The following is a 16330-nucleotide window of genomic DNA, read 5'->3' on the forward strand; positions in this document are numbered from 1 at the left end:
ATTTATAATGGAGTGCTTGATTTAAATTTAAAAGATATTATGATAAAAGCAATTATATTTGATTTTAATGGTACTATGATTTTTGATCAAGAAATTTTAGAAAAATCATGGACATTATTTTTAAAAAATTTAATACATAGAAAACCAACTGATGAAGAATTCTCCAACTACATTCATGGAAGAAATATAGAAGAGAGTATACATTATTTTTTAGGTGATGATGTAGAAAATATCAATACATTAAAGCTAGAGAAAGAAAAAATATACAGAGATTTTTGCAAGGCAGACAAAGAAAATTATAAGTTGGTTGACGGCCTGCCAGAATTTTTAGATGATTTAAAAATGAAAAATTATGTATGTGCTATTGCAACAGCATCGGGACTAGATAATATTAGGTTTCATTATGAAAATTTAAAATTATATAAATGGTTTGATTGGAATAATATTATTTATAACGACTATAGTTTCAAAGGAAAACCTTCACCTGAAATTTATGAGAAATGTATTCAAAATCTTAATTTAAAAAAAGATGAATGTATAGTATTCGAAGATTCTATATCAGGGATTATTGCAGCAAAGAATGCTGGAGTTTATAAAGTAGTAGCAATAAATAAAAATAAAATGATACCTTGCGAAAAAGCAGATAATATCATTTCTGATTATAAAAATGCGATAAAAATACTCGAATAAAAAATTATAACTGATCATCAAATATGAATTAGCAAATAAACATAAGTTGCATGGTCAGTTATATTTGTAATCAATAATTGCTGACAATTTAAAAAAATTATCAAATTTTGTGTATTTATGAGGAGGAAAAATGAGAAATATCATTTTAACAACAGTTTCTGAACCAAAAAAAGATTGTAATGGCAGTCCTGTATTTTTAACAGATGAAACAATAGAAGAAAGAAAACAAAAAATACTTACCAGAATGCGTAAACTTCATCTTGATAAATTAGTTATTTATGGTGATGTTGAGCATGGTTCTAATTTTGAATATTTAGTTGGATTTTTTACTCGTTTTGAGGAAGCATTATTAATTATAGATAAAAGCGGTGAAATAAATATTGTTCTAGGTAATGAAAATTTAGGTAAAGCTGGAAAATCTAGAGTAAAAATCAGTAAAACTATACATGTGTCTTTATTTTCACTTCCTAATCAGCCAAATCGTACAGATATATCATTTAAAGATTTACTTATTTCTGCCGGCTTAGATAAAGGACAAAGAATTGGTTTAGTTGGATGGAAAAATTTCACTTCTATTTTAGAGGATAACAAACACACATATGATGTTCCATATTATATTGTTAAAAATATTGTTGATATTATTGGCGATGAATACTTATTAAGTAATGAATGTTCAATATTTATTGGTGAAAATGGCGTCAGATGTACAAATAATCCAAATGAAATAGCTCATTATGAATATGGTGCAGCATTAGCTAGTGATTGTATTTTAGATGCCATGAATGATTTAAATCTTGGCATAAATGAACTAGAACTAGGTGATAAACTTGTTAGAAATGGACAACATACTTCTATTGTTACAATAGCTTCTAGTGGTCCTAGATTTATTAAAGCAAATATGTTTCCACGTGATAATACTGTTAAATTAGGTGATCCTATTTCTTTAACGGTAGGATACCGTGGTGGCTTAAGTTCAAGATGCGGATTTGCTGTCGAAAATGAAACACAACTTCCTGAAGGTCAAAAAGATTATTTAGAAAGAGTAGCAATTCCATACTTCAACGCCTATGTTGCATGGCTTGAAAACATTAAATGTGGATTACAAGGTCATGAAATATTTGATTTAATTGAAAGTGAATTACCACGAGAAAAATATGGTTGGTCATTATGTCCAGGTCATTTAACGGCTGAAGAAGAATGGATGTCTTCTCCTATTTATGAAAACTCAACTGAAGTATTACAATCTGGAATGTTATTACAAATCGACATTATTCCATCTGTTTCTGGTTATACAGGTTCTTCTGCTGAAAGTACAATTCTTTTAGCAAATGGATCTTTACGTAATCAAATCAAAAAAGAATATCCAGATATGTATAACAGAATGATTGAAAGAAGAAATTACTTAATTAATGTTTTAGGTATTAATCTATCTGAAGATGTGATGCCTATGTGCTCTACAGTTGCTTATTTAAGACCATTCTTACTAGCCCATGATAAAGCTTTAAAAGTAATTAAATAAGAACTTTAAACAAGAAAAATTACAAATTGATGATGCAAAAGCAGTAAATATAAGATGTTATATCACAATATAGCATTTCAATTTACTGCTTATTTAATATATGTTTATAAAATGGTTAAAATTTGTATTTGATTGATAAAACAGAATTTTAATAAAAATATGCAAGTCATATTGAGTTTTCTACAAATTTAGAAATAATAAAACAATTGATGAATCAAATTCTAGCGATTGAGTGAAGCAAAATCTTAAGTGTTTAGGAATAGCTTGAACTCAATATGTACTCACAGTGACTCCAAAATGAGTACAAAATATACGGAAAAGGTTTGGAGTATAAAATAATACAGGAAGTAATTGTGTAAATGACCATATAATGTATATGTTGTATGGATTTAAAAGTATACAAAATCGAGTTCGAATAGTAGTATTCGGCTTGGATGTCGTCAAAAAGCCTTTATTTATCGGTGCTAGCCACGTGACTATTATTCCCAAGAGGATTTTTGCAACGATTTGTCTCAAAATCACTTTTGCAACAGTTGCAATTGTTCCCATTGGCTAGCAAGTTAAAGATGCTAAAATTGCATTTAGAGGGATGTCTTCGGATATCCCTTTTTAAGTATTCAATCTTCATAATAAGATTCAGCCAATTAATCAGCAGTTAATAATCTTCATTGAAAGTTAACAACCATTCAATAGATAATGACCTTTTTCATTGTTAAAATAATGATGAAATATACGTTACGAAAGGAAAATGTATTATGAAGATGCATAAGATTATTAAAGAACGCCGCCTTGCTCTTAATTTTACTCAAGAGCAAGTTGCCAAATATTTAGGTGTTACCACACCAGCTGTAAATAAGTGGGAAAAAGGAATTTCGTATCCAGATATCTCACTATTGCCAGCGCTTGCTAGACTACTAGATACAGACCTAAATACTTTATTATCATTTCAAGATGATCTTACTGATAAAGAAGTAGCAATATTTTTAAATCAAGTCAGTGAAACTATCGATAAAGAAGGCTTTACAGCTGGATATGACATGGCTATAGCAAAACTAAAAGAATATCCTACTTGTGATCAATTAGTGTGTGGGGTAGCGATGCTTTTGGATGGAGCTTTAATACTGAAAGCATCAAAAGACGATCGCTTAGAAGAATATCGAACAGAGATTATGTCTTTATATAAACGTGCAGCTAGAAGTGATAATATCCAGATCAAAGAACAAGCTCTTTCACACTTGATTTCTAATGCAATTCAAAGAAAAAACTACACAGAAGCACAAGCCCTTTTAGATATTATTTCAGATCCAAGTCCAGTAGATAAAAAACAGATACAAGCAAAAATGTATATTGAACAAGGAGAGTTATCAAAAGCAGCTAAAACAGTTGAAGAAAAATTGCTCTTGCTAAATACAGAAGTTCACGAAACTCTTTTGAGTTTAATGGATATCGCTATAAAGGATAAGCGATATGATGATGCTGGATATATCGCAAATGTTGATGAACAAGCAACAAAAATATTCGATCTGTGGGAATATAACAGATATTTAGCACATTTTCAGTTATATTTGGCCCTTAAAGATCGTACAAAACTTTTGAAAACATTTGTTCCTATGATCAAATCTTTGACCAAGAAATGGGATGTCAATAAATCGCTACTTTATCAACATATACAAACAAAAGAGGTGGACGAAGATTTTGGCAAAAAGTTACAAAAGAACATTCTAAAGTCTATATCAGGAGATGAAGAAGCATCTTTTTTGAAAGATAGCCCGGAATTAGAAGATATATTGAAAGATGTTAAATAACTTTGACACGATTCCAAAAGTCTTCGCTAGAAGTTAAAATAGGGGATCAGCTATAGTGATGACAAGGATAACATTATGTTAGGTGAAAATATCTTAAGACTTAGAAAGGAAGCAAATCTATCACAAGAAGCACTAGGTGATATCATTGGCGTTACAAGACAGACAATCTCCAATTGGGAGCTAGAAGAAACAGCTCCTAATCCCGAACAATTAAAACTCTTGTCAAAAGCCTTTAATGTCAGTGCCGATGATCTTTTAAACAACGATATCCAAAATATTATCGTCAAAAAAGTTAGCGATACTGAGATCGTCGTTAATGCCATTATGAAGGTACTTAAAGTCATTGGTATTGCCTTTGTAGCATTTGTAATCATTATTGCGATCGCTGAACTCGTCATTGTGCTTACTGCATCTGTGCCATCATTATAAGAGGGAAAAATTTAACTAAAAATAAGCTTCTGTATTGTATGCATAGGCTCTTTTTTAATGCCTTTTCATTAGAATTAAACGTAAGCGCTAAGTAAAAGGGTGTTGTAAAATCAATAAAAAAAGATCGTGATCTGCACAAAAGCTGCTGTGATCACGGTCTTCTTTACTTACATATTTCCTGAGCTTGTCTACTCCATGGCATCAAGTTTTCAATGACTTCTCTGTTTCTTATGTAGTCGCTACCCGGCATGTTCTTGAATACGAAGCACAGATATTTATAAGGATCTATCTGGTTGGCCTTTGCCGTCTCTATGATACTGTAGACATAGCCGCTAGATTCGGCCCCCTTTACGCTGTCGCTGAACAGCCAATTCTTTCTTCCCGTCGTGAATGGTCGTATCACTCGTTCATCCAGTGAATTGATCATCGGAAGATGTCCGTCCTCGATATAACGGCACAATCCTTCCTGGTGGTCCAGGGCATAGGAAAAGGCTTTATTGACCTTGGATCTCTTCAGTGTCTTGTCTCTGTTTTCAAAACACCATGTGAAAAAATCCTTCAATAAAGGAACGGCTTCATTCTGTCGTATTCGTTTCTTTTCTTCACAGTCCATATCTGCGATCTTCTTCTCGATGGCGAAAAGTTTTCCGATCTTTTCTATAGCTCTACAGCTCAGGGAATCTTCGATCCCTTTTCTGTCTTTTGGCAGAGCTTCTACGAACTTCCTTCTTGCGTGGGCCCAGCAGTAGACGTTGGTCACTCCTTCCAGATGATTGTATCCGGCATAGGCATCGGTGATCAGATAACCGCTGAATCCTTTTAGATATTCCTTTGGATTATCACTGCTTCTGTTTGGCCGGTAGTCGAAGAGCGTTATCGGATGTGGGGATCCGCTGATATTGGAATAGACCCACATATAGGACTGTGGTGTCGCTTTCTTTTCCGGTTCCTTCAGTACCTGTACTCTGGTCTCGTCGCCATGGATATAGTGTTCTTTCAAAAGCTCATCATGCATATGTTCGATCAATGGCTTCAACCATGTTCGTGATGCCTGTATCACCCAGTTCGCCATCGTGGTACGACTGAGTTCGAGTCCCATTTGTTTCCAGTCCTGCACCTGTTTACGGGAAATAAGAGATAATGCTCGTCGCAGACCACATAAGCGCTGTAAAGTGCAGCTTTGAGAGCAGGGCTATGCCCGAAACTGAAAAACCACTAGCTAGGCTGGTGGATATTTATTATATATATCCTTGATAATTTAATACTAAATATGATATATGGAGTCAAAATGTTATAATTAGTTCATGGAAAAGAACAGTGATATATCAATAAAACAGAATCTAATACCAACGATAAAACAAAAAATTCAGTTTAATTATGAGAAAGATAATTCATTGCTGATCTTAAAGATGAATAATACAGAATTACTATATCGTTTGAGAAGTGTTTTGTTTGGCAAAAAAGCAAGGATTAAAGCATACATCAAGAATGAATATGAAGAACATGAATGGTATAAGATTGATAACTCGTTACAAAGTGAATTGCGTTTTCAGTATAGATTAAGTTCTTTAAATATTGAGGATAAATATGCTTATTTTATTATAGATTCTTTAGATGACAATGGCTTTTTAACAATGTCGGATGAAGAATATTGTTCTCATTTAAAAATAGATCAAAATGAGTTCACTAGAATATTAAATGAACTTCAAAAAATGGAGCCAATAGGAATTTTTGCGAAAAACTCTATCGATAGCATAAAGATTCAGTTACAACAAGATGAGCAATATTTCGCATTGGATATATTCACAAATCATTCAAAAGAATTAATTGAAAAAGATTATTCATCTTTGGCAACAATTTATCAATGTACTGTTGATGAAATCATGGATGCTGTTAATGTGATAAAAGAGCAGACACCTTTCCCAGCTACTCAATATGGTTCCAATACATCGTTAGAAGAAGCTATCATTCCAGATGTTGAAATAAAAGTGGAAAATGAAAAAGTTATTGTACACGCAATTGATCCAATCAAAGATATATTTGAAGATTATACAAGCCAAATCAATTCCGATGATCTTTTAAAAGAATATTTCCAGCAAGCAAATATTTTAATTGAAGATATTACAAAACGAAACAAAACAATAATGTTAATAATGAATGAAATTATAAAACGACAAAAGAATCATTTTTTATATGGAGATGAAATCGCTTCTTGCACTATGAAAGAGATCGCTCAAAATATAGGGTCCAATATATCAACAGTAAGTCGCTGTATAAAAGATAAATATTATTTATATAACGATAGAGTTTATCCAGTAAGAGCATTGCTAAAACAAAAAGATCTGGTAGAGAAAAATGATGAGATCATTAGTAGAATCAAAGATTTTATTGCCCAAGAGGAAAAGGCATTTCCTTATAGTGATTACACATTATATCTTTTATTAAAAAAAGAAGGCTATATGATTTCCAGAAGAACTGTTACTAAATATAGGAAGATCTTGAATATTCCAAGCTCTTATAAACGCAAAGAAAAGAACAAATAAAAGTGTACCTCAAAATTTGAGATATGCTTTTTTCGTTTTCTAGGATCAAGTTGGCATATATAATTGCTAATAAAAATAAAAATAGTAATTCTTTCATTAATTCATTATGAAAAATTATATATGCCTTTTTGACTATCTTTTTATATCTTCTCAAATGTCCGCAAAGCCTTATTTTATCGGCTCTACGGGCATTTTGCTTTTGTGGTAAACCTCACATATCTAGGTCTATCTTTTTATATTTTCGCTATCAAACGTGGTTAAAATCGTGGTAAATACTTCTATGCGATTAGACGCTGAACCTCTGATTTTGCGGTATCTATGGACGCATGAGCATACCAGTTCATTGTGATACTGATGTTTGAATGTCCCATGATATACTGTAAATCTTTCGGGTTCATGTTCTTGCTTGCCAGCCTTGTGCAGAACGTATGGCGTAGCGTATGCGGTGTGATATGTGGCAAGGGATTGTCCTTGTGTTGCTTGTTGTATTTCTTTACCATACGGACAAATAAGGCATTGTAATCAATCGCAACTTTGGGCTTGCCTTTATGATTGACAAACAGAAAATTGCTCCGTCCGTCTATCACAAATGGTTCTGCCTTTGGGCGTTTTTTCATAACCCGTTGAAATGCCTGTATTGTTTCTCTGCTTAATGGCACTTGCCTTGTTCCGTTCTTTGTTTTAGGCGTTTCAATATAATAGCCCTGTTCCTTGCTCTTTAATAACTGGTGGTCGATAATCACAACTTCATTCTTGAAATCAATATCGGCTACTGTCAGTCCGCACAGTTCCGAGATACGAAGTCCAGTCTTTAACAGTATCAGCACATCATCATAATACTTATGATACACGTTGTCCGTCTTAATAAATGACAGTAGGGCTTGTTCTTGTTCCTCTGTCAATGCCACTTTCTCTTTGGTATCATTTTCTAGGACTTCACTTAACTTGAAATCAAAAGGGTTCTTCCTTACACAATCGTCTTGTATGGCGATATAGAATGACGCTTTTAACGAGCGTTTATGGTTGTTAATAGTATTGTAGGAAAAGCCTTTCTCTTTCATGCGTAACGCCCATTCCTTAGCGTCAGAGGGTTTTATCGTATCAATGCTCCTAGCACCCAACTTGTCCTCTTTCAATAACCGCATGAGCTGTTCCCGTTGTTTCATTGTGCTTTTCTTCACGTTTGCCCTCTGTTCGTTCTGTTTGGCGTAGAGTTGGCAAAGCGTCATTTTCTTGCCTGTGCTGTCGATACCGTCCTCAATATCCCGTCTTATCTGCTGTTCCAGTTCACGAAGTGAGGTTTTTTCCCGTTTTCCCTTTGGTGTCGGGTCTGTGGGTGTCAATCTCCAAGCATACACATATTTTGTATTTCCAAATGCGTCTACATATTTATACAAGTATTTTCCGTCTGTTCGTTGGCTCTCTCCAGTATGCAGGATACGTCCTTTGTTATCCCGTCTTTTTTCTTTCATGGTGTCTGCTCCTTTCCTTGTTGGAAAGAGCCTTGATATGACTTGTGTTCATCATAACACATACAAGGCTCATTTGCATTAGATTGCGTCCAATTTATCAATAACCTGTTCAAACTGTCGTCGTTTAATCTGTATGCGGTTGCCATTCATAATGAGCCAGCCAGCGTCCTTGTTTTCCTCTGCCAAGCGTCTTAACTTGTTTTCTCCGATACGGAAATACTTTGACGCTTCTTCAATGGTAAGGGTGTATTTTTCCCATACGGGAATATCCTGTGCATTACTCATAAAACACCCCCTCACTTTCAATTACGTCTGCTATGTCCGTACACATTTGTTCCACAAGCATTTCCTGTTTTTCAGAAAGGTGGGTACATTCATCAATCATTTTCATGTAGTTTGAGCCTGTCAGCCTGTCGATTTCCTCTATCATCACGATTGACGGCATGACCTGTCTTTCCAGCCATTGCAGAGTGCGTTCCATATTGACAGGTACGGGGTTCATTTCAAAAGGTAAACTATCATGGGAAATGAATATCTCCCACAGCGGATAGTCGGGAAATTGCACAAAATCAGTAATAAGGTAAAACACCAGCCCATGAGGGTTATACGTCAATAACAGTTCCTCAACTGCCTGTACTGCCTTTTTGTCACGCAGACGAATTTCAAAACGGTTGATAATATCCGTATGTTTCTTTTTAGTTGCCTGTTCCTTTTGTTTTTCATACAGGCAGAAATATTTTGTGCTTGCTTTTGAGCCGATATAAAGGGTGCTTGCTAAATTGCGGTTTTTTCCGCTTAGTTTACCGCCTTGCACATTTTCATAGTTTTTACAGCGACAATCCGCACCGCCATTTTTGTATTTTTCAGATAAAACGGGAATATCCAGCAGACCGCACATATCGTTGATTGCCAAGTCAAAACGTCGGATAACACCGCCACAGTCAAGACAGCGGTTCAAGAATGAATACCAATCCCTGTTCTGTGCCTGTAAAACATATTCCATATTGCGTGAGCCTGCCCCTTTTAATTCCAAAAATACGCCCATGTGTTCATCATCAGAAGCCATAACCTTGATTTCTCCGTAGGCGTAATGCTCTTTATAGCCATAATATCCATAGTCATAATGGATAAAATAATCTGCTTTCATGCCAAGCACCTTTCGGATAATTTCCAATGCGTCAGTCGTTGGAAAACGGACAGACAGATAATCAACGAGCAGATAAAAAGGCTTATCGCAGATATAGTAATTCAGACAACGCAGGATAATATTTTGTGTTTCCTTGCTGGCGTTGGCTTTTCCGTTCTCAAAGCGGTTGATACTATATCTTGATACATGGGTAAGACTTGCAAGTTCTCCTTGTGAAAGACCGCTTGCAAGACGTTTATTCTTCATTTCAAGTGCAAATTCTAAATTGTTCATTGTATTCCTCCAATCCCACAATAGCCTTGAAATACCTGTAAACCACTATTCAAAAGAATGTGAAATTACTATCTTCTTAAAACTCCTCATTACTCCTTACAGCTTTGGGGTTGTATGGTTTTTGACTTGTCTTTTGTGAAATAGTGCCCCCCTGTTAGATAACGGGGGCACAGACAAGGCTCGCAGGCTCGCCAGCCGACAAAGCATTTCTTCCCCTTGACACAAGGTGTCATGGCGGTAAGCCTGAGAGGCTTCCGCCACCGTGTCAGAAATACTTTGTCAGCAAGTTCTGTTTTGCCTTTTCTAACAAGTTCCATTTCAACCGATATTCATATCTACGGATTTAATCAGATAGGTATTTCTTTTTGAATGTTTTTATATTTCATTCTATTGTGCTTATTCGATTACAAGAACATAGTAATTCTTATATGCTTATTTGTCAATATCTTTTTTTGCCTTTACAAATCATATTAAGCATGATAGACTTATAATAGCGAAGATATAACGAGATATGGAGGGTTATGCAATGAAAATAAGCCATTTAGGAAATAATATACAGACCATAAGAAAATTTAGGGGAATGAAACAACAGGAACTTGCGGACAAAATCGGTATCAATATGCAGAGCCTTTCCAAGATTGAAAGAGGGTTGAACTATCCTGCCTATGAAACGCTGGAAAAGATAATGGAAGTGCTGGACGTTACGCCCAATGAATTGTTGTCGGGAGAATGGAAGTATGTCAATCAATCTGAAAAGGAAGTCTGTCAGTTTTTAAGAGCCGAAGAACGTCTAAATGCAGAACTGAAACATGGACACTATGATAACTTCTTTGACAGCGAGGAAGAATGGCTGGAATATGAGTTAGAAAAGTTACGGGAATATATTACAGACTATATCAACGGGAAAAGCATTGAAGCGTCCGACCTTTACCCAATCAAAGAATTTATCCAGCATTTGAAGTTTCAAAAATTATTAGACCGCTATGATGATTTATACAGTATGGATATGTTTGGGGAAAGCATAGAGGGACATAAGTATAAGACACCTTATCAAGTCGTGAAAATGATAAACCCGAACTCAAAAGAAGATATGGAACTGTTACGAGAAGTATTAAGGAATAACAATTTTGATGATGAGGACGAGTAACTTTTTTCCTCTTGCGAGAAGATACAGCAAACAAAAAGCCCGATCAAGAGTGCAAAGCACCACCAATGGTGGCAAAGCTCTTGACAGGGCTTTTTCTTTTCTGTTGTGGGCAATCAAGAGGAAGAAAGGGATAAAATCTGATTTGTGGTAAATCAGGCAAAGGCAACGCAGGTATCTCAATTTGATTTGGTACTTGAAAAGAACGGGAGTAATTGGAAGATTATAGAATAACAAATATTGGTACATTATTACAGCTATTTTGTAATCACGTACTCTCTTTGATAAAAAATTGGAGATTCCTTTACAAATATGCTCTTACGTGCTATTATTTAAGTATCTATTTAAAAGGAGTTAATAAATATGCGGCAAGGTATTCTTAAATAAACTGTCAATTTGATAGTGGGAACAAATAATTGGATGTCCTTTTTTAGGAGGGCTTAGTTTTTTGTACCCAGTTTAAGAATACCTTTATCATGTGATTCTAAAGTATCCGGAGAATATCTGTATGCTTTGTATGCCTATGGTTATGCATAAAAATCCCAGTGATAAGAGTATTTATCACTGGGATTTTTATGCCCTTTTGGGCTTTTGAATGGAGGAAAATCACATGAAAATTATTAATATTGGAGTTTTAGCTCATGTTGATGCGGGAAAAACTACCTTAACAGAAAGCTTATTATATAACAGTGGAGCGATTACAGAATTAGGAAGCGTGGACAAAGGTACAACGAGGACGGATAATACGCTTTTAGAACGTCAGAGAGGAATTACAATTCAGACAGGAATAACCTCTTTTCAGTGGGAAAATACGAAGGTGAACATCATAGACACGCCAGGACATATGGATTTCTTAGCAGAAGTATATCGTTCATTATCAGTTTTAGATGGGGCAATTCTACTGATTTCTGCAAAAGATGGCGTACAAGCACAAACTCGTATATTATTTCATGCACTTAGGAAAATGGGGATTCCCACAATCTTTTTTATCAATAAGATTGACCAAAATGGAATTGATTTATCAACGGTTTATCAGGATATTAAAGAGAAACTTTCTGCCGAAATTGTAATCAAACAGAAGGTAGAACTGTATCCTAATATGTGTGTGACGAACTTTACCGAATCTGAACAATGGGATACGGTAATAGAGGGAAACGATGACCTTTTAGAGAAATATACGTCTGGGAAATTATTGGAAGCATTAGAACTCGAACAAGAGGAAAGCATAAGATTTCATAATTGTTCCCTGTTCCCTGTTTATCACGGAAGTGCAAAAAACAATATAGGGATTGATAACCTTATAGAAGTGATTACGAATAAATTTTATTCATCAACACATCGAGGTCAGTCTGAACTTTGCGGAAAAGTTTTCAAAATTGAGTATTCGGAAAAAAGACAGCGTCTTGCATATATACGTCTTTATAGTGGCGTACTGCATTTGCGAGATTCGGTTAGAATATCGGAAAAGGAAAAAATAAAAATTACAGAAATGTATACTTCAATAAATGGTGAATTATGTAAAATCGATAAGGCTTATTCCGGGGAAATTGTTATTTTGCAAAATGAGTTTTTGAAGTTAAATAGTGTTCTTGGAGATACAAAACTATTGCCACAGAGAAAAAAGATTGAAAATCCGCACCCTCTACTACAAACAACTGTTGAACCGAGTAAACCTGAACAGAGAGAAATGTTGCTTGATGCCCTTTTGGAAATCTCAGATAGTGATCCGCTTCTACGATATTACGTGGATTCTACGACACATGAAATTATACTTTCTTTCTTAGGGAAAGTACAAATGGAAGTGATTAGTGCACTGTTGCAAGAAAAGTATCATGTGGAGATAGAAATAAAAGAGCCTACAGTCATTTATATGGAAAGACCGTTAAAAAAAGCAGAGTATACCATTCACATCGAAGTTCCACCGAATCCTTTCTGGGCTTCCATTGGTCTATCTGTAGCACAGCTTCCATTAGGGAGCGGAGTACAGTATGAGAGCTCGGTTTCTCTTGGATACTTAAATCAATCGTTTCAAAATGCAGTTATGGAGGGGATACGCTATGGCTGTGAACAAGGATTGTATGGTTGGAATGTGACGGACTGTAAAATCTGTTTTAAGTATGGCTTATACTATAGCCCTGTTAGTACCCCAGCAGATTTTCGGATGCTTGCTCCTATTGTATTGGAACAAGTCTTAAAAAAAGCTGGAACAGAATTGTTAGAGCCATATCTTAGTTTTAAAATTTATGCGCCACAGGAATATCTTTCACGAGCATACAACGATGCTCCTAAATATTGTGCGAACATCGTAGACACTCAATTGAAAAATAATGAGGTCATTCTTAGTGGAGAAATCCCTGCTCGGTGTATTCAAGAATATCGTAGTGATTTAACTTTCTTTACAAATGGACGTAGTGTTTGTTTAACAGAGTTAAAAGGGTACCATGTTACTACCGGTGAACCTGTTTGCCAGCCCCGTCGTCCAAATAGTCGGATAGATAAAGTACGATATATGTTCAATAAAATAACTTAGTGTATTTTATGTTGTTATATAAATATGGTTTCTTGTTAAATAAGATGAAATATTTTTTAATAAAGATTTGAATTAAAGTGTAAAGGAGGAGATAGTTATTATAAACTACAAGTGGATATTGTGTCCTGTATGTGGAAATAAAACACGATTAAAGATAAGGGAAGATACTGAATTAAAAAAATTCCCCCTCTATTGTCCGAAATGCAGACAAGAAAATTTAATTGAAATAAAGCAGTTCAAAGTAACTGTGATTACAGAGCCAGACGCAAAGACGCAGAGCCGATAAAATGAGATTAATACAATCTCATTTTATCGGCTCTTTCCGTTATGTATGGATTCTTTTAATTAGTCTTCGATGTTTCTTGCTTCGTTGATACCGCTGGCTAAAGATTCCATTAAGGATAGTTCTTTGTCTGTAAAGCTATCCATGTATTTCTCTATCTGTAATCGTCGGGTGCTTTTTACCAAGTTATTAGCAGGTAAGAAAAATTCATCAACGGAAACATGAAGTAACGATACAAGGTCATAAAGAACTTGTATGCTGGGGTGTTGCCCTTTATTTTCAATATTAGTTAAGTACCGTGGGTCAATTTCAATCAATGCTCCCACTTGTTCACGAGTTAAACCTCGTTTCAATCGAGCTTCTTTAATGGCTAAACCAAAGGCTCTAAAATCATATTTATCTTCTTTTTTACGCATAGTAGACCACCTCTATACATTTTATTGTTCCTACTGAATTAAAAACAGGTATAGAAAAACGTGTTATATGGTTTATAGGTTTATATTTAATAAAAAGCACTACTAAACGCCAATAAAAAAAACCGTTATATGGTAGTGCTATTTACGCTGTTAAAATATTGTATATTACTTCCAAATGGCGGTTTGTTGGAGGTCAACGTCGCCATGAAGTACATCATATACAATAAATTTCCTTACATTGGGTTCTTGTCAAAAAAAGTCGTCTATCTGCAATAGATAAGTACGTCCACCAATGTGGTTTTATAAATCATATAGATAGAATAACAGAAGCATGTAAACAGAGAAATAAATCTGTTTATATGCTTTTTTGGCTATTCAGAACTTTTTTACAAAGTTTATTTATCAGTAATGCAACAAATCCCCCTTTCACATTGGGACTAAGAGTGAAAGGAGATAAACGAGCAAGGCTCACTTCCTTTCCTAGACAGAAAGGGGGTGAGAAACATGAAACCATCTTCTTTTCAGACCACAATAGAAAATCAGTTTGACTATATCTGTAAACGTGCTATGGAAGACGAGCGAAAGAATTATATGCTTTATCTTTCAAGGATTGCAAAGCGTGAGGTGTCCTTTTCGGATGTTGGCGATTATCTTGTTAGCCAGTTTGCGACAACAGATAACTATTCAACTGACTTTCAGATTTTTACACTCAATGGGTTATCAGTAGGCGTTGAAAATGATTTGTTGAGTGAAGCATTACGTGAGTTGCCAGACAAGAAACGTGAAATTCTACTGCTGTTTTACTTATGGGAATTTCGCTATTTTTAGAATTGCCTGCAATAGTTTCCTACTGGGTAGTTACAGTGATGTGCTTTGTGGCTATGGGTGTATCTACTATGTTTGTTGTTCAAATTTACACTCTTGTTCAGACACAAACACCACCGCAATTAGTAGGAAAGATAATGGCTACGCTGGTAGCAGTTGCTATGTGCGGTCAACCTATTGGACAAATGGTTTACGGTATTTTATTCGATGTATTTATACAAGAAACATGGGTTGTTATGTTTGTAGCTTCTATTGCTTCAATCATGATTTCAATATATTCAAAAAGAATTTTTCAAAAGTTAGAGATATAATACAAGGGGTTAAATAGTATGTTAGGCTAAAAACAATATATAAAAGAAAATTTGAAATCTGCTAAAAGGATAGTGTTATAAAAGAAAGAGTAATATTGCAGTATTTAAGGCTCGCACAAATATATGTTTTGTGTGGGCTTTTTTCTTACCATTTTTCTGTATTTCTAAAGGGTATAAACGGTATTCCGTTTATATATTTCAGCATTAGCAGAAAGGGGGTGAGATTATGAGGACATCTTCTTTCGAGCATATCGTCAGATTACAGTTCAATTCTTTAATGCTGATTGTCATTAAGAACAAAGTGAAAAGTCGAAACAGACAGCTTGCAAGACATTCTAAACGTGAAGTATTGTTTTGTGAAATAGCCGAAACGAAACAAGTTGAACGTGGAACGATTGATACCTGTTTTTATGATTGTGTATCATTTAAAGTCTTGCACTTTACAATTTATGTATCTGATGAAACACTTGGTACAGTTTTACATAGACTGTCAGAAAAACAGCGTAGTGCGATTTTATTACGTTATTTTCAAGGAATGAACGACAGAAAAATTTCAGAACTGTACCATGTATCACGTTCTGCTATTTGCAGTAGAAGAACTAGAGGACTAAGGAAGTTAAAAATGCTTTTGAGCGAAGGGAAGTAAAGAAATGAGTAAAGATTATGGCTATCCCTCTTTTGAATTGATTTGCAAAGCGTCAAGCGGAGATGAAATGGCAGTTAAAGAGATTTTGAAGTTTTATGACGGTTATATTTCTAAATTATGCTTGCGTCCTTTTTACCACTCTGAAAGTGGTAAAATCATTATGCAGGTTGATGAAGAACTAAAAGGAGAAATTCATACAGACATGATGAAAGCAATATTGAAATTTGAAATCGGAGTGAAGTAATCAACTGTATAAAAAAATCGGGAGATACACAGTTTCGTGCTATCTCCCTTAGT

General features: G+C 34.8%; 17 protein-coding genes and 1 pseudogene. 13 read left to right on the plus strand and 5 right to left on the minus strand.

The window, feature by feature from the left end; all coding sequences use genetic code 11:
* Window positions 1-39 precede the first annotated feature (39 nt).
* The 4 genes from PND65_RS02165 to PND65_RS02180 all read left to right on the plus strand — a co-directional run bounded on the left by PND65_RS02165 (window position 40) and on the right by PND65_RS02180 (window position 4443).
* Window positions 40-690, plus strand: a complete 651-nt coding sequence (locus tag PND65_RS02165; protein WP_271990491.1) for an HAD family hydrolase — start codon at window positions 40-42, stop codon at window positions 688-690.
* A 130-nt stretch (window positions 691-820) separates the two neighbouring features.
* Entirely contained in the window at window positions 821-2209 is a 1389-nt protein-coding gene (locus PND65_RS02170; RefSeq protein ID WP_271990493.1) for a M24 family metallopeptidase, read from the plus strand.
* Window positions 2210-2964: 755 nt separating this feature from the next.
* Window positions 2965-4014 carry a helix-turn-helix transcriptional regulator gene (locus tag PND65_RS02175; protein ID WP_204714935.1) on the plus strand — a complete coding sequence of 350 codons (1050 nt, stop codon included), beginning with the start codon at window positions 2965-2967 and terminating at the stop codon, window positions 4012-4014.
* Between the two features lie 75 nt (window positions 4015-4089).
* Entirely contained in the window at window positions 4090-4443 is a 354-nt protein-coding gene (locus PND65_RS02180; protein WP_087159073.1) for a helix-turn-helix transcriptional regulator, read from the plus strand.
* A 163-nt stretch (window positions 4444-4606) separates the two neighbouring features.
* Here the strand turns inward: PND65_RS02180 and tnpC are convergent, their stop codons facing one another.
* Complete coding sequence (gene tnpC / locus PND65_RS02185; protein ID WP_271990496.1) at window positions 4607-5560, minus strand: IS66 family transposase; 954 nt, start codon at window positions 5558-5560, stop codon at window positions 4607-4609.
* Window positions 5561-5747: 187 nt separating this feature from the next.
* On the opposite strand from tnpC, the gene PND65_RS02190 reads away from it, so the two are divergent.
* Window positions 5748-6986, plus strand: a complete 1239-nt coding sequence (locus PND65_RS02190) for an RNA polymerase factor sigma-54 (RefSeq protein ID WP_015536467.1) — start codon at window positions 5748-5750, stop codon at window positions 6984-6986.
* A gap of 278 nt (window positions 6987-7264) precedes the next feature.
* Here the strand turns inward: PND65_RS02190 and PND65_RS02195 are convergent, their stop codons facing one another.
* The 3 genes from PND65_RS02195 to PND65_RS02205 all read right to left on the minus strand — a co-directional run bounded on the left by PND65_RS02195 (window position 7265) and on the right by PND65_RS02205 (window position 9878).
* A complete protein-coding gene (locus PND65_RS02195; RefSeq protein WP_010727153.1) occupies window positions 7265-8458 on the minus strand; it encodes a site-specific integrase in 1194 nt (397 codons plus the stop codon).
* A gap of 78 nt (window positions 8459-8536) precedes the next feature.
* On the minus strand, window positions 8537-8743 hold the full coding sequence (locus PND65_RS02200; protein ID WP_002341493.1) for an excisionase: 207 nt from the start codon (window positions 8741-8743) through the stop codon (window positions 8537-8539).
* A complete protein-coding gene (locus PND65_RS02205) occupies window positions 8736-9878 on the minus strand; it encodes an XRE family transcriptional regulator (protein WP_010727154.1) in 1143 nt (380 codons plus the stop codon). The genes PND65_RS02200 and PND65_RS02205 overlap by 8 nt, the downstream gene beginning before the upstream one ends.
* A 511-nt stretch (window positions 9879-10389) precedes the next feature.
* On the opposite strand from PND65_RS02205, the gene PND65_RS02210 reads away from it, so the two are divergent.
* The 4 genes from PND65_RS02210 (at window position 10390) to PND65_RS02225 (ending at window position 13838) form a co-directional block, all read left to right on the plus strand.
* The gene (locus PND65_RS02210; protein ID WP_008788621.1) at window positions 10390-11025 is read left to right on the plus strand and encodes a helix-turn-helix domain-containing protein; all 636 of its coding nucleotides are present in this window, start codon (window positions 10390-10392) and stop codon (window positions 11023-11025) included.
* Window positions 11026-11539: 514 nt separating this feature from the next.
* Entirely contained in the window at window positions 11540-11617 is a 78-nt protein-coding gene (locus PND65_RS02215) for a tetracycline resistance determinant leader peptide (RefSeq protein ID WP_078372222.1), read from the plus strand.
* A gap of 15 nt (window positions 11618-11632) precedes the next feature.
* Window positions 11633-13552, plus strand: coding sequence for a tetracycline resistance ribosomal protection protein Tet(M) (tet(M), locus tag PND65_RS02220; protein ID WP_021382096.1), 1920 nt, complete (start codon window positions 11633-11635; stop codon window positions 13550-13552).
* Between the two features lie 118 nt (window positions 13553-13670).
* Window positions 13671-13838 (plus strand): cysteine-rich KTR domain-containing protein, encoded by a 168-nt coding sequence (locus PND65_RS02225; protein ID WP_000336323.1) that lies wholly within the window; start codon window positions 13671-13673, stop codon window positions 13836-13838.
* Window positions 13839-13897: 59 nt separating this feature from the next.
* Here the strand turns inward: PND65_RS02225 and PND65_RS02230 are convergent, their stop codons facing one another.
* Window positions 13898-14251, minus strand: a complete 354-nt coding sequence (locus PND65_RS02230) for a helix-turn-helix transcriptional regulator (protein ID WP_001227347.1) — start codon at window positions 14249-14251, stop codon at window positions 13898-13900.
* 504 nt (window positions 14252-14755) lie between these two features.
* Between PND65_RS02230 and PND65_RS02235 the strand changes: the two genes are divergently transcribed.
* The 4 genes and pseudogenes from PND65_RS02235 to PND65_RS02250 all read left to right on the plus strand — a co-directional run bounded on the left by PND65_RS02235 (window position 14756) and on the right by PND65_RS02250 (window position 16277).
* Window positions 14756-15079 (plus strand): hypothetical protein, encoded by a 324-nt coding sequence (locus PND65_RS02235; protein WP_010727157.1) that lies wholly within the window; start codon window positions 14756-14758, stop codon window positions 15077-15079.
* Window positions 15040-15387 (plus strand): annotated as a pseudogene (mef(H), locus tag PND65_RS02240) (macrolide efflux MFS transporter Mef(H)); the annotation flags it as partial. The gene PND65_RS02235 and the pseudogene mef(H), both read left to right, overlap by 40 nt.
* A gap of 226 nt (window positions 15388-15613) precedes the next feature.
* On the plus strand, window positions 15614-16033 hold the full coding sequence (locus tag PND65_RS02245; RefSeq protein WP_010727158.1) for a sigma factor-like helix-turn-helix DNA-binding protein: 420 nt from the start codon (window positions 15614-15616) through the stop codon (window positions 16031-16033).
* Window positions 16034-16037: 4 nt separating this feature from the next.
* Entirely contained in the window at window positions 16038-16277 is a 240-nt protein-coding gene (locus PND65_RS02250) for a helix-turn-helix domain-containing protein (protein ID WP_008788617.1), read from the plus strand.
* Window positions 16278-16330 lie beyond the last annotated feature (53 nt).

This window comes from Faecalitalea cylindroides (genome assembly GCF_028321995.1).
Classification (GTDB): Bacteria; Bacillota_I; Bacilli_A; order Erysipelotrichales; family Erysipelotrichaceae; genus Faecalitalea; species Faecalitalea cylindroides.

Bases quoted from the DNA above. Each gene is read 5' to 3' on its own strand.
- PND65_RS02245 (WP_010727158.1), top strand. From the start codon at position 15,614: ATGAGGACATCTTCTTTCGAGCATATCGTCAGATTACAGTTCAATTCT.
- PND65_RS02230 (WP_001227347.1), bottom strand. From the start codon at position 14,251: ATGCGTAAAAAAGAAGATAAATATGATTTTAGAGCCTTTGGTTTAGCC.
- PND65_RS02235 (WP_010727157.1), top strand. From the start codon at position 14,756: ATGAAACCATCTTCTTTTCAGACCACAATAGAAAATCAGTTTGACTAT.
- PND65_RS02250 (WP_008788617.1), top strand. From the start codon at position 16,038: ATGAGTAAAGATTATGGCTATCCCTCTTTTGAATTGATTTGCAAAGCG.
- PND65_RS02200 (WP_002341493.1), bottom strand. From the start codon at position 8,743: ATGAGTAATGCACAGGATATTCCCGTATGGGAAAAATACACCCTTACC.
- PND65_RS02215 (WP_078372222.1), top strand. From the start codon at position 11,540: ATGCCTATGGTTATGCATAAAAATCCCAGTGATAAGAGTATTTATCAC.
- PND65_RS02170 (WP_271990493.1), top strand. From the start codon at position 821: ATGAGAAATATCATTTTAACAACAGTTTCTGAACCAAAAAAAGATTGT.
- PND65_RS02165 (WP_271990491.1), top strand. From the start codon at position 40: ATGATAAAAGCAATTATATTTGATTTTAATGGTACTATGATTTTTGAT.
- PND65_RS02210 (WP_008788621.1), top strand. From the start codon at position 10,390: ATGGAGGGTTATGCAATGAAAATAAGCCATTTAGGAAATAATATACAG.
- PND65_RS02195 (WP_010727153.1), bottom strand. From the start codon at position 8,458: ATGAAAGAAAAAAGACGGGATAACAAAGGACGTATCCTGCATACTGGA.
- PND65_RS02190 (WP_015536467.1), top strand. From the start codon at position 5,748: ATGGAAAAGAACAGTGATATATCAATAAAACAGAATCTAATACCAACG.
- PND65_RS02180 (WP_087159073.1), top strand. From the start codon at position 4,090: ATGTTAGGTGAAAATATCTTAAGACTTAGAAAGGAAGCAAATCTATCA.
- PND65_RS02205 (WP_010727154.1), bottom strand. From the start codon at position 9,878: ATGAACAATTTAGAATTTGCACTTGAAATGAAGAATAAACGTCTTGCA.
- PND65_RS02175 (WP_204714935.1), top strand. From the start codon at position 2,965: ATGAAGATGCATAAGATTATTAAAGAACGCCGCCTTGCTCTTAATTTT.